At 47.4% G+C, this 12,404-nt stretch carries 15 protein-coding genes; 9 read left to right on the top strand and 6 right to left on the bottom strand.

Annotated features, from left to right (window positions below):
* Positions 1 to 37 precede the first annotated feature (37 nt).
* Positions 38 to 676 (bottom strand): hypothetical protein, encoded by a 639-nt coding sequence (locus B147_RS0115875; protein WP_020588186.1) that lies wholly within the window; start codon positions 674 to 676, stop codon positions 38 to 40.
* Positions 677 to 690: 14 nt separating this feature from the next.
* Positions 691 to 2,115: an Asp-tRNA(Asn)/Glu-tRNA(Gln) amidotransferase subunit GatB gene (gene gatB, locus B147_RS0115870; RefSeq protein WP_026259691.1), complete on the bottom strand. Its 1,425-nt coding sequence runs from the start codon at positions 2,113 to 2,115 to the stop codon at positions 691 to 693.
* Positions 2,116 to 2,256: 141 nt separating this feature from the next.
* Here gatB and B147_RS0115865 point away from each other — a divergent pair, with 141 nt between their 5' ends.
* The 6 genes from B147_RS0115865 (at position 2,257) to amrB (ending at position 6,864) form a co-directional block, all read left to right on the top strand.
* Complete coding sequence (locus B147_RS0115865) at positions 2,257 to 2,448, top strand: DUF2065 domain-containing protein (protein WP_020588184.1); 192 nt, start codon at positions 2,257 to 2,259, stop codon at positions 2,446 to 2,448.
* Positions 2,448 to 3,539, top strand: a complete 1,092-nt coding sequence (queA, locus tag B147_RS0115860) for a tRNA preQ1(34) S-adenosylmethionine ribosyltransferase-isomerase QueA (protein ID WP_020588183.1) — start codon at positions 2,448 to 2,450, stop codon at positions 3,537 to 3,539. The genes B147_RS0115865 and queA overlap by 1 nt, the downstream gene beginning before the upstream one ends.
* A 96-nt stretch (positions 3,540 to 3,635) precedes the next feature.
* Positions 3,636 to 4,766: a tRNA guanosine(34) transglycosylase Tgt gene (gene tgt, locus B147_RS0115855; RefSeq protein ID WP_020588182.1), complete on the top strand. Its 1,131-nt coding sequence runs from the start codon at positions 3,636 to 3,638 to the stop codon at positions 4,764 to 4,766.
* 2 nt (positions 4,767 to 4,768) lie between these two features.
* Complete coding sequence (hypA, locus tag B147_RS0115850; RefSeq protein WP_020588181.1) at positions 4,769 to 5,119, top strand: hydrogenase maturation nickel metallochaperone HypA; 351 nt, start codon at positions 4,769 to 4,771, stop codon at positions 5,117 to 5,119.
* A gap of 37 nt (positions 5,120 to 5,156) precedes the next feature.
* Positions 5,157 to 5,822 (top strand): hydrogenase nickel incorporation protein HypB, encoded by a 666-nt coding sequence (gene hypB, locus B147_RS0115845; RefSeq protein ID WP_020588180.1) that lies wholly within the window; start codon positions 5,157 to 5,159, stop codon positions 5,820 to 5,822.
* A 157-nt stretch (positions 5,823 to 5,979) separates the two neighbouring features.
* Positions 5,980 to 6,864, top strand: a complete 885-nt coding sequence (gene amrB / locus B147_RS0115840) for an AmmeMemoRadiSam system protein B (RefSeq protein WP_020588179.1) — start codon at positions 5,980 to 5,982, stop codon at positions 6,862 to 6,864.
* 300 nt (positions 6,865 to 7,164) lie between these two features.
* Here the strand turns inward: amrB and B147_RS0115835 are convergent, their stop codons facing one another.
* Complete coding sequence (locus B147_RS0115835) at positions 7,165 to 7,482, bottom strand: SHOCT domain-containing protein (RefSeq protein WP_245569030.1); 318 nt, start codon at positions 7,480 to 7,482, stop codon at positions 7,165 to 7,167.
* 12 nt (positions 7,483 to 7,494) lie between these two features.
* Complete coding sequence (locus B147_RS28615) at positions 7,495 to 7,785, bottom strand: periplasmic heavy metal sensor (protein ID WP_020588177.1); 291 nt, start codon at positions 7,783 to 7,785, stop codon at positions 7,495 to 7,497.
* 312 nt (positions 7,786 to 8,097) lie between these two features.
* On the opposite strand from B147_RS28615, the gene B147_RS0115825 reads away from it, so the two are divergent.
* Complete coding sequence (locus B147_RS0115825; RefSeq protein WP_020588176.1) at positions 8,098 to 8,433, top strand: ArsC family (seleno)protein; 336 nt, start codon at positions 8,098 to 8,100, stop codon at positions 8,431 to 8,433.
* Between the two features lie 85 nt (positions 8,434 to 8,518).
* On the opposite strand, the gene panP is transcribed toward B147_RS0115825, so the two are convergent.
* The gene (gene panP / locus B147_RS0115820) at positions 8,519 to 10,195 is read right to left on the bottom strand and encodes a pyridoxal-dependent aspartate 1-decarboxylase PanP (RefSeq protein WP_020588175.1); all 1,677 of its coding nucleotides are present in this window, start codon (positions 10,193 to 10,195) and stop codon (positions 8,519 to 8,521) included.
* Between the two features lie 175 nt (positions 10,196 to 10,370).
* On the opposite strand from panP, the gene B147_RS0115815 reads away from it, so the two are divergent.
* Positions 10,371 to 10,667, top strand: coding sequence for a hypothetical protein (locus B147_RS0115815; RefSeq protein ID WP_020588174.1), 297 nt, complete (start codon positions 10,371 to 10,373; stop codon positions 10,665 to 10,667).
* Between the two features lie 118 nt (positions 10,668 to 10,785).
* Complete coding sequence (gene hpf / locus B147_RS0115810) at positions 10,786 to 11,139, top strand: ribosome hibernation-promoting factor, HPF/YfiA family (protein WP_020588173.1); 354 nt, start codon at positions 10,786 to 10,788, stop codon at positions 11,137 to 11,139.
* Between the two features lie 190 nt (positions 11,140 to 11,329).
* Here hpf and B147_RS0115805 read toward each other — a convergent pair whose 3' ends face one another.
* Positions 11,330 to 12,361, bottom strand: a complete 1,032-nt coding sequence (locus tag B147_RS0115805; protein WP_020588172.1) for a phosphagen kinase — start codon at positions 12,359 to 12,361, stop codon at positions 11,330 to 11,332.
* Positions 12,362 to 12,404: the final 43 nt, after the last annotated feature.

Below are 12,404 nucleotides of genomic sequence, written 5' to 3'. Positions count from 1 at the left end.
CTTTTCGTCCAAACACAGGTTTTGGTTCAGACACTATTTAGAACAGATATTTCCAGACTTTCCAGCCAATTTTTTCTTCGCGTTGCCACCCGGTGGGTACCCGCATAAGGTTTTCCGGATTCTGGTTTTTTAACTCATTGAGTTTCTTCTGTTTCTCCTGTTCCATCTGTTCCCAGGTGACCGTCGTACGGTTGAAAACTTTATGGTTTATGGCAGCGGCAATGCGGTCCACCTTTTTGATCAGGTCGTCACTGTTCTTGGATTGTTCAAAAAAAGCCATATATTGCTTTTCAGTTGTGTCAAACACCTTGGCGTCAATGCTGAATGAACCTGCAAGGCTGGTGATGGTGCCGTAAAGCACATATCTGGATCCGGTTTTCCGGGCAGCCTGATGGACCAGTTTACTGCCGGAAAATTCTTTTAATTCCGCTTCAATGGACGCCATCTTTTTGGGGGGCACAACGGCAACTTTTTCAGGGCAGGTGAGCCTGGAATAGAGCATGGTTGAGATGCCTTTTTTAAGGTACTCCAGATTCTTATTCTGATCGGCATTGATGTCAAAGGAGAGAACTGCAAGGGTTTCAGGGGTGCTGGCAAAGGCCGTATATGGACATATCAATCCGCTAAATATAAAAACGGTTATCATCGCTTTCATAAAAGTACGCGCTTTTTTCATTTGCTTTTCCCTTTTTACAGTTTTGATTTGAGCATGGGCGTGACCACTTTGGGGTCTGCCTTGCCCCGGGTCTTTTTCATGACCTGCCCCATGAAAAAGCTGAACAGCTTGGTTTTTCCATTCCTGTAAGCGTCAGCTTCTTTCGGGTTTTCCTTAATTATTTCATCCACCATTGCTTCAAGTTCGCCCTGGTCTGATACTTGTTCAAGGCCTTTTTCTTTGACGATGGATTCGGGATCTTTCCCGGTTTCAACCATCTGCTCAAAAACCGTTTTGGCGGCATTGGCATTAATCCGGGAGGATTCCAGAAGTCCAAGAAGTTTTGAAAACCCAACGGCGTCAACGGGTGATTCATTGATTTCAATGCCTTTGGCGTTGAGCATGGCCATGAATGTGGTCATGATCCAGTTGGCGGCCTGCTTGATGTTTTTCAGCGGCTTAACCGTGTTTTCAAAAAAATTGGCCATGTCCAGACTGGCGGTTAAAACACCGGCATCATATTCAGACAGCCCATAATCCTCTATAAACCGTTGTTTTTTTTCATCGGGCAATTCCGGCATGCCGGCACGCACGTCCTGTATCCAGGCATCATCCACAATGAGCGGCACAAGATCGGGGTCCGGGAAATATCTGTAATCGTGGGCCTCTTCCTTACCCCGCATGGATGCGGTGCGGCTTTTGTCAGGATCCCACAGACGGGTCTCCTGGATGACTTGTCCCCCTTCTTCAAGTACATAGGTCTGGCGCTGGATTTCGTACAGGATGGCTTTTTCCACATTTTTAAAGGAGTTCAGGTTTTTAAGCTCGGTGCGGGTGCCGAATTCTTCCTGCCCCACGGGCCGCAGGGAGACGTTGGCGTCGCATCTGAATGAGCCTTGCTCCATGTTGCCGTCACACACGTCAATATACTTTAAAATGGCGTGCAGTTTTCTAAGGTATGCACCAGCCTGGGCCGCCGTGCGAAGGTCGGGTTCACTGACAATTTCAATGAGGGGAACCCCTGTTCTGTTCAGGTCGACCATGCTTTTTCCCCGCAAGGGATCGTGGATCAGCTTTCCGGCATCTTCTTCCATGTGAATGCGGGTGATGCCGATGCGTATTTCCTTTTCATCCGCTTCAATATCCAGAAAGCCGTGTTCGGCAATGGGCTTGGCAAACTGGGAGATCTGATACCCCTTGGGAAGATCCGGGTAGAAATAATTTTTTCTGTCAAACCGGCTTTCCCGGTTGATGGTGCAGTTGGTGGCAAGGCCGGCCTTGATGGCAAAGGTAACGGCCTGTTTATTCAGTACCGGTAAAACCCCGGGCATGCCTGTGCATACCGGGCAGGTATTGGCGTTTGGGGCCTTGCCGAAAGCGGTTGAACAGTTGCAGAAGATTTTGGTCTTGGTTTTGAGTTGGGCGTGGACCTCTAGTCCGATAACAGGTTCAAATGCCATGTGATATTTGGTTCCTTTGGGTGCCCGGTGCATGAAAACACCCATGCCCGGGGTTGAGTTCTTAACAGCCTTCCTTTATAACCTTGATATTTTTAATAATCAAGGGTACCTCTAATAAAAGAAGAAAAGGAACGCTTTTCAATGAAATTTTTTTTCTGTGTTATGGGCATGGTCATGTTTGTGGAAGGGCTGCCCTATTTCATCTCGCCCAATAAAATGCGGGAGATGGTAATGATGATTCTGCAAATGCCCGAAGGCGCCTTGAGGCGGTTTGGCTTCTTTATGATGCTGGCGGGCCTTGGGGTAATATACCTTGCCATGGAGATCGGCTGATGTACAATTTGTTTGATTACGCGTATAATTTGCCCGAATCCTTGATTGCCCAAACACCCTGTGAACACAGAAGTCTGTCCCGGCTCATGCACCTGGAGCGCAAGCACCACGGCATCAATCACCGCAGGTTTCTTGATATCGCTGATCTGCTGCGTCCCGGTGATCTGCTGGTGGTCAATGACACCCGGGTGGTGCCGGCAAGGCTTTTAGGCCATAAACCCACAGGGGGCCGCGTAGAGGTGCTCATCATTGATTATGCTGCCGGTATGAAACATCTGACCGAGACAGGACGGTTTCAGTGTGATTGTCTGATCAGGGCCTCCCGCAGGCCTGAACCGGGTACTGTGCTTGAGTTGGGGCAGGGTATCAAGGCCACAGTGATTGAGCATCGGGACCGGATCTCAGTGGTCTGTTTTGACGGGGGAACTGCGTTTTTATCCCGGTTAAAAAAAGCAGGTAAAATGCCTTTGCCGCCCTATATAAAACGGGATCAGAATTCGGGGCAGGGCAAAGGCGCCTCTGCACAAATGGATGAGCAAAGAGACCGGCAGGATTACCAGACGGTTTATGCAAACGCCGAAGGTGCTGTGGCAGCACCCACGGCCGGGCTTCATTTTACAAACGACCTGCTTGCAACGCTTTTTGCAAAAGGTGTGGAGGTGGCCCGAATCACCCTGCATGTTGGGTATGGCACTTTTGTACCGGTGCGGGTAACGGATATCCGGGATCATCAGATTCATTCGGAATATTTTATTGTAGATGAGCAGACTGCTGAAAAAATTAACCGGGCCCGCAGGGACGGCCGCAGGGTAATTGCCGTGGGTACCACCTCTGTGCGGACCCTGGAGTTTTGTGCCAACGATGACGGCATCATTTCGGCCGGCCAGGGCCGGTGCGATCTGTTTATCTATCCAGGCTACCGGTTCAAATGCGTGGATGCCATGATCACCAATTTTCATTTGCCTGAATCCACGCTGCTCATGCTGATTTCCGCCTTTTATGACCGGGAACGGATTTTGGATGCCTACAAGGTTGCCGTGGCTGAGAAGTACCGGTTTTTCAGCTATGGTGATGCCATGTTTATAGAGTGACAGCCATGGGCTGCCCCGGTCTTCGACACCTAATCTCAACCCATAATAAAACATAAAAGTCGCTAAATTTGGACTTTCATAGAAGAAACATCAAAGATGCTTACATTTGACCTGATAAAAGATAACAGTAAAAAAGATGACGGCCGGGACCGCTCCCGTTTGGGGCGGATCACCACGGACCACGGGGTTATTGAAACACCCATTTTCATGCCCGTGGGGACTGTGGGATCGGTGAAAGCCGTGTCAAAGGAAGATCTCGAACATTGCGGGGCCCAGATCATTCTTGGCAATACCTATCATCTATATTTAAGGCCCGGCTGCGAAGTCATTGAAACCATGAAAGGGCTTCACGCCTTTACGGCCTGGGATAAGCCCATGCTCACCGACTCAGGGGGGTTCCAGTTTTTCTCTTTGGCAAAACTGGCCAAGTTCACCGATGAAGGGGTACATTTTCAATCCCATATTGACGGTTCCCGGCACTTTTTTTCACCGGAACGGGCCGTTGAAATCCAGATGATTCTAGGATCGGATATCATGATGTCCCTGGACTGGTGCCAAGGGCACCCGGCTACGGACCAGCAGGTGGCTGACGCCTTGAACAAGACCACGGCCTGGGCGAAAAGAGGCTTTGACTTCTGGCAGGAAAACGGCGCGGTCAATAACCTGTTCGGCATTGTCCAGGGCGGCATGGTCAAAGATCTTCGCTCGTTATCCGCCGAACAGATCACGGCCATTGATTTTCCCGGCTTTGCCATTGGCGGTCTTTCCGTGGGAGAACCCACCGAAGTGATGTATGAGATGGCTGACCACACCCTGCCGTTGCTGCCACCACAAAAGCCACGGTACATTATGGGGGTGGGTACGCCTGAGAACCTTGTAACCCTGGTGGGTATGGGGTGCGACATGTTTGACTGTGTAATGCCCTCCAGAAATGCAAGAAACGGCCAGCTTTTTACCCATACCGGCACCGTAAATATCCCCAATGCCAAATACAAAACAGACGAACGCCCCATTGACGAAACCTGCGGGTGTTATACCTGCCGCAACTACTCCCGGGCCTATCTTCGCCATCTGTATAAATCCCGGGAGCTTTTGTCCTATCGTCTGAACACCATTCATAATCTCTATTATTATCTTGATCTTATGGCTAAAATGCGTCATGCAATAAGGGAAGACAAATTCCCTGAATTTCAACAACAATTTTTCAAATTAAGGCAGGATCAGTAAGCATGCATGAGATGGGTATTGCCCAGCAACTGGTAACCATCGCCCTGGATGCCATCCCCGATGACATTGAAAATCCCAGGGTGGAAAAAATGAATTTAAGGATCGGCAAATTGGCAGCCGTGGTGGAGCACAGCCTTTCCTTTTGTCTGGAGATTATCGCTAAGGATACCCCCCTTGAAGGCGCTGAACTGATCATTGACGAGGTGCCGGTGTGTTTGCGCTGTGAAAGTTGTAGCCATGAATGGCAGACCGATGCCCCTGCCTTTGGGTGTCCTGCATGCAAGACCGGGCAGGTGACCATGATTTCGGGACGGGAGATTGAGATTTCGTCCATAGAACTGGCAGATGATTAGACAATTGAGAAACAATAAAAAAATTGAGAGATAGTTTATGGAGATAAATATACAAAAACGGGTACTGGAAAAAAACGAATCCGATGCAGATAGAAACAGGGCCTTTTTTAGAGAGAAACAGGTGTTTGTCCTGAACATGATGTCATCACCGGGATCCGGCAAGACCGAAACCCTGTGCCGGACCCTGGAGCAGTTGATGCCCGATATCCGGGTAGGGGTGATCGTGGGCGATGTCTGCACCACCAATGATGCGGACCGGCTTTCCGTAACAGGTGCCAAAGTGACCCAGATCAACACGGACCAGTTCGGGGGAGACTGCCATCTGGCCGCCTACCTCATTGAATCATCGGCCAGGTCACTGGGATGCGATGACTTGGATCTGCTCATCGTGGAAAACATCGGCAACTTGGTTTGCCCTGCGGAATTTGACATTGGCGAGGATGCAAGGGCTGTGGTGTTAAGTGTCACCGAAGGCGAGGACAAGCCCTTAAAATACCCGCTCATGTTCCAGGTGGCGGATGCTGCCATTTTAAATAAAATAGATCTGTTGCCCTATCTGGATTATGATGCGGCTCTGGCCGTGGAAAATATGGGCAAGGTGCATCCGGGCATGCCGGTATTTGAACTTTCCGCCAAAACCCGGGAAGGCATGGAACCATGGCTTGCATGGCTGCGCACCAAGGTTAAGGAAAAACTGGGATAATTGCCAAAGTTTGGGGCAATGTCATAGAGTTAAGATAGTTTTAGGTTAAAACCATGAAGTTCACGAAGAACACGAAGTTTAGTACCCTAATATATCTTCATGAATTCCGAGTTCTTCGTGGTAAAATAAAGCGTTAAGAATTGGGGGAGGGCAAATCATGGGTGTAAAGAAAATGGCATTTGCCGGATCATGGTATCCGGGATCAGCAGACCAGTGCCGATCTGCCATTAAACGGTTTAGTGATGATCTAAGCAAAAGAGAGGATACAAAATTCCCGGATAATCCTGTGGCGGGGATTGTGCCCCATGCCGGCTGGATTTATTCCGGGAAACTTGCCTGCCGGGTCTTTTCAGCACTGGCCCATGGCAGCCGGGGTGTGGATACCATTATTCTTTTCGGGGTTCACATGCATGCCGCTTCCCCTGCCTTTGTTCTGAATTGTACGGCCGTTGATACCCCTTTGGGGACCATTGAGATTGACCGGGAACTTACAGATGCCCTGGTGCGGCGGGCCGGGACAGAAGGTGTCAACCTGGAACAATCAGGGCCCAACCGCTTCCCCGAAGAAAATACCTTGGAACTGCAATATCCGTTTATTAAATATTTTTTTCCCAAATCCCGGATTGTGGTGTGCGCTGTATCGCCATCGGATGCGGCGCAAGCTTTGGGCGTGGCCACAGTTGAGGTTGCAAAGGACCTGGGCCGCTCCCTGGCTGTGGTAGGTTCCACAGACATGACCCATTACGGCCCGCGATTCGGCTTTGAACCGGCAGGATCAGGCCAGGCAGCGTTTGATTGGGTATCCAAGGAGAATGATGCGGCTGCCATTAAAGTGTTAACAGCCATGGATGAAAAGCAGATTATTCACCAGGGATTGACACACCATAATATGTGCTGTGCCGGAGCAGCCTGTGCAGCTGCCGCTGCGGCAAAAAGAATGGGCGCAGTCAAAGGCGTCTGCCTTGACTACGCCTCAAGTTTTGATCCTTTACAGCCCGCTGATGATTTTGTGGGGTATTGCAGCATGATTTTCTGCGCTTAGCGTTTTGAGAAAAAATTTTTGTAAATGGCATTTGACTACTGATCACCGGGCAATTGAATCGGGTAAGGATTGATTCAAGTTTGTCCGCCTGCGCTCATTATGTCCACAGCGTTTGAATTGTCAGAGACTCGCGCCGCAAAAGACTGTTCATTCTGCCTTAAAAAAAAATGGCCCGGACCGGAATAATGTGTCGCTGTTCTGGTTCATTTTCGTTTTCTAATGTAGAGTTCGGCGATACGATTTAATGGAATACAGATAGCTCTTATTCTGGCAGTGGTGACTATAATAATCAAGGGGTGATCATAAAAACTTGCTTTTTTCTTTAAATTCTTCGATATCAATTTCACCGTTTGCCAGACGTTTTTTCAATACATCCAACGCGGTTTGATGCGTATTGTTTGACTGGCCAAGGTTAATAAGCCACCGAAAAACAAAAACCAATACAATCAGAAGGATTACCCAGAAAAAAATCATCGACCAGCCCATATATCCGCCCCCCATCATGTGACCACCGGGATAGAAGGCCTGGGCGTTACCCCATCCGGCAATGGAACTTCCTGTGAATACGGATATTATGGCCAATACCCCTATGCCAATGGAAATTATATTTTTCATCATCTTCATCTGCTTTCATTTTAATAATGCAACACGTTTCTGGTAATACTGCTCTCTTAATTCTTGGGTGGAAGAAAAGAAGTCATTCATCTGATCCTGCATCTTCTGCTGGTCCTCTACGGACAGATTATTCCACATATGGCCACCGCCACCCATGTGGTGGTATCCGTATCCATTCATCATACCATAACCGTATCCGCCTCCCATATGGTATCCGCCGCCATGTGCAAACGCATAAGCTGCAAATCCGGTTACCAGAAGAATTGTCCCAAAAAAAATAAGGTTTTTGATTGAAATTTTAGTCATGTTACACTCTCCTTATTAAACGTAGGTATTAAAATAAAAACTCATGGAGTTTTGTAATTTTATACTTCAATTGTCGTGCCAAATATATAACTATTTGATATTAAAAGGAGTATATGCTATATGCGTTTTTTGATAGAAATTGACTGGTCAGGTTTTAGCCAGTCGGTGGATAATTATTAGTCATTTGGCATTTTATATGAAAGTCTCCAGCAACTAACTGGATTCTTTCTATCTTTGTTGTGAGCTGAGTCTGGGTGCTGATAGACCAGGTCAGCCCATGGCTGTTGTACCGGAAATAATAAGGAGCGAAGAATGACTATTGAGTGGGCTTATATCAGAAAAGGCTGTACGTCCTGTAAAAAGGCGCTTGCCTATTTTTCAGAACACAAAATTTCAGTGGATTTAACGGTTGATGCAAGAAAGGAAAAAATAGATGCGCAAAGCGCCTGGGACGTGATCAAACATCAGAATCATGTCTATATCGCAAAAGGTAAAAACAAAGTATTGACCTTTGTGCCGGACGAATCGGAACCCGAAGAGATTTTAAAGCATGCCTTGGGTCGGACCGGGAATCTACGCGCCCCCACAGTGATTCGACAGACAAATATATTTATCGGATTTAACGAAGATATTTATAACCGTTTGTGACCTGTTTCGTTTATCCTTGTTTCTTCACCCCCTGCGCGTCCGGCGGAATCCATAAGGCAGAAGGCGCAGGCTTTTTATGACGTCATCAAAATTGATGATAAATTTTTTCCTGTTCATCCAGAATGTCATCCAGAATAATTTCGGTGGTATAGGGGTTCATGATAACACTTCGGAGCACCACCACCATGAAGTCATCTTCCGGCACGAGTTTGAGGCGGGTTCTGGAGACAAAACTTCTGCCTGCTTCACGCTGGATGCGCTGGATACGGATATTAATTTCGTCAAGCTCCTGGTTTAATTTTTTGCGCTCCTGCCCACTGGCTGTTTTCAGTTTTTGACGGAAGGCCATAGGCACCAGCCGGTAGGTCAGAATATTGAGTACGGGTGGGGTCACAAGTTCAAATTCAGGCCGCTCTTCTATCTTTTGGGCAAATGCCCTGGCTGTTTCAATACCGTGATCAATCATCAGGGCATACCCTTTGGCGCCCATAATTTTTAAGGAGGCATCCAAGATCAGGCAGGCAGCCTCCCGTGAACCTTCAAGGGTTTTGATACCTAAATCCACAGAGCCTTTCCGGTTGACGTACCGGGCATGGTAGGCAATGGCATCAAGGGCCAAGGCGTTTTTAAAATAAACCATACCCGCTCCCATGGGCATGTAAAATTGTTTGTGGCCGTCAATGGTGACCGAATCCGCCCGTTCTATGCCTGAAAGCAGGTGGGCATAGGTGTCGGATAACAGTATCGGCCCGCCCCATGCTGCATCCACATGAAAATGAATCTGCTCTTGTTCACAGATATCGGCCATCTCCGGCAACGGATCAATGGTTCCTGTTTCCGTGGCCCCGGCAATGCCCACGATTGCGGCAATTTTTGTACGTCCCTCCTGTTTCAGGTCCAGGATCGTCTGTTTAAGTTTGTCTATATCTATGGTGTGATCGGGTTTAACATCTATGGCAATGATGTTTTTATTGCCCAGGCCCAGTATCCCGCTTGCTTTTCTTAAAGAGTAGTGTCCCCGCCGGGATACAAGGATCACCACCCGGTCGGTTTGATGGACCTGCATAGCCTTGAACAGGCCGTCTTCTTCAATACTTGAAAAATCGTCTTTGGGCGGGAACAGGTGGTTTCTGGCCACCCACATGGCCGTCATGTTGGCGGTGGTGCCGCCGGATGTAAATGCACCCAGAGCAGTACGGGTATTCTGGACATGTGCCCGGTAAAATTCATCACTTTGTTTGAAAATAAGGCGGTGGATTTTAGCCAGCACCTGCCTTTCAATAACGGCCAGTACCTTAGAGGTTTCCATTTTAATGAGGTTCTGGTTCAAGGCCGCAGTAATGGCTTTAAGGTGCACCATGAAAAAGGGCAGGGCAGAGGTCATGTGACCAATAAAGTAAGGCGATGCCACATTCACCGCTTTCGGGGCAATGTCTTTAATGATATCTTCAATAACCTGGCCCAGATTTTTCTGGGGATGGTCACTGATCTCAACATCCATGTAATTTTTAGCCAGTTCAGTGATACTGATCTCTTCGGTGACGCCCACATGCCGGTTAAGGAAATCGTGCAGTCCGAACAGGATCTGCTCCATATATTTAACCAGGGTCTTTTTGCTGTTTTCATCGTCGGGACGGATGAAAACCCGGTCCAGGGATTTGCGGTCTGCAATCAATTGCCCGGTTGTTTTTCGTAAATTTTTATGGCCTTGGGCCCAGGTGCTGTTTCCAGGCAATGAAAAAAATGAAAAAGAGGATGACATATTGTGAAGGTCTTTCCTTCAATTTAAAATTGGTTGTCCGGCTCCTGCTGCCCGGCTTATGTTATTTTACATTGTGCCAGCCGCCTTTTGCCTTCTGCGGCAGCCACCTTTTTAATTAAACTTGCAAACAATCTTAAAGTATGGCAGGTCTACCTTAAAATAAGGAGAAAATCAAATGGAACTTAATGTTAAAGATATTTTAACCCGGGTAACCCGGTATAATCTGATCCGCAACGGCAGAATGATCTATATTGATGTTCATAAAAAAATCCAGGGGAATTTGGCAGCAGATTATATAGCTGTGCCCAACCTTGTGAACATCATCGCAGAATCCAGACACCAGGGTGCGGGCAGCACAGAGGACGAAGCCCTTTCAGACTGTCTAAAAAAAATCAAAGGATTGGATTTAGAAGACCTGTTTCCCAAGGTTGTTTCGAAAAACAATACCTCTGAATCTGATAAAAAATCTTAAAAAAGATAATTAATCCACAGTTTGCAGATTTACTTTAATTATATAACGGTCTATCATTGAGTCATGGCAGGGATTATGTTATTTTGAATCATCATCTCACCAATAAAGAGGAGAGCCTATGAACATTTCAATCACTTTCAAGAATGTCCCTTCATCTGACGCTGTAAAATCCCATATCGAAAAGAAATTAAATAAATTAGATAAAATGCTGGAATACCCGGCCGAGGCCCAGGTTGTCCTGTCTGAGGAAAAATTACACAGCATTGCTGACATCAATTTGACTTGCAATAAGTTGAAAATTCATGCCAGGGGTGAGGCTGAAGAGAACAACATGTATTCAGCCATTGATAGTGTGGCTGAAAAAATTAAAACTCAGATCACCAAATTTAAAGAAAAGCAAAAACGGCACCTGGCTGGTGACAAACAAAGCATCAAAGATGAAGTGCTGGCTGATCTTGTCGATAGCGAATAAACGTTTTTCTGATATATGAATTTACCGGATCCCGGTCCTGAAAAGGACCGGGATTTTTTTTATATGAAAGTCTCCAGCAACTAACTGGATTCTTTCCATCTTTGTTGTGGGCCGAAGCCTGGGTGTAGATAGACCAAGGACGGCCCGTGGCCGTTATATAGTGTCTGAACGATGGACCACACTGATAATACTATATTTCTGTTTCAGCCTGAATGACGGCCTGCACCCCCTTATGAAGATCCGTTAGGATGGTATTGGCGCTGATGCCTAATCTGCGGGCATTGGAGATGTCAAAGACCGATTTTTCAATAGCTGTTTTTTCCCCGCCCGTACCCCTGATCTGCAGGTGGTGATCCCTGGCTATGGTTTCAAGGAGAGATAGGTTTTGTTCCAGTTTTCCAAGATGAATATGCACACCTGCCCGCATGGCTGTCCCGATATTGGTGGGGCAGGCGGTAAGAAATCCTTTTTTCTGGTTAAAAGCAAAATCAAGTTTAGCTTCTAATGCCTTGATCATTTCTATCAGCCGGTTAAAAACATCGGCAATATCCCCGCCAGGGGATTGGGCTATGATGCGCAGATGATCTTCCTCATTGACCCACACCCGGATCACTTTGTCCCGGCTTGTGAATATGCCGCGTCCCAGGGGATAATCCCGGTTTATGCCTGCAGCATCCATGAACCGGTCGCCTTTAGGAAAGGCCAGTCCTTTTTCAAGCAGGGCATTAAACTGTTGTTCATCCAAATCCGTAAACGCGGTATAGGTGCCGGATAATATTTCGGGCAGGATTTTAAAGGCCTTTTTTACCGTCTCTTCCAGGGCCAGTCGTTGATCTTTATTCATGTTGCATGAAAAAGGAAACCGGCGCAGATTCCTTGCCACCCGTATCCGGGTTGAACGTATGAATGTCTGTTTGGGATCCAGGTCCGGCAGCACCGCTTCCCTCAGGCCGGGTTTATGAGACCACTCCGGGGCAAGTTGGTGATAGTCCTCAATGATGGGCAGCAGCACTGGAGCAAAACACTTATAGCTTTCCATATCCCCGGCATAGATACCAATGCTTGAATCAGGATTTTCAATGCCGGACCTGATGGCCTGATCAAGAGTGTATCCTGATGAAGTTCGGATTCTTTTAAGATCGTTATAAAGTTTAAGGGTCAGATGCTGCTTTATTTTAGATCGGGAGGAGATGTGAAAAGGCAGTCCCGGTTCAGCTTTCATAACGGGAAGACTGGGAAGATATGCCCCTGGCCAGTCGGGTCTG

Origin of the sequence: Desulfobacter curvatus DSM 3379 (assembly GCF_000373985.1) — a bacterium.
Classification (GTDB): domain Bacteria; phylum Desulfobacterota; class Desulfobacteria; order Desulfobacterales; family Desulfobacteraceae; genus Desulfobacter; species Desulfobacter curvatus.
This window is presented reverse-complemented; position numbering and strand designations above follow the sequence as displayed.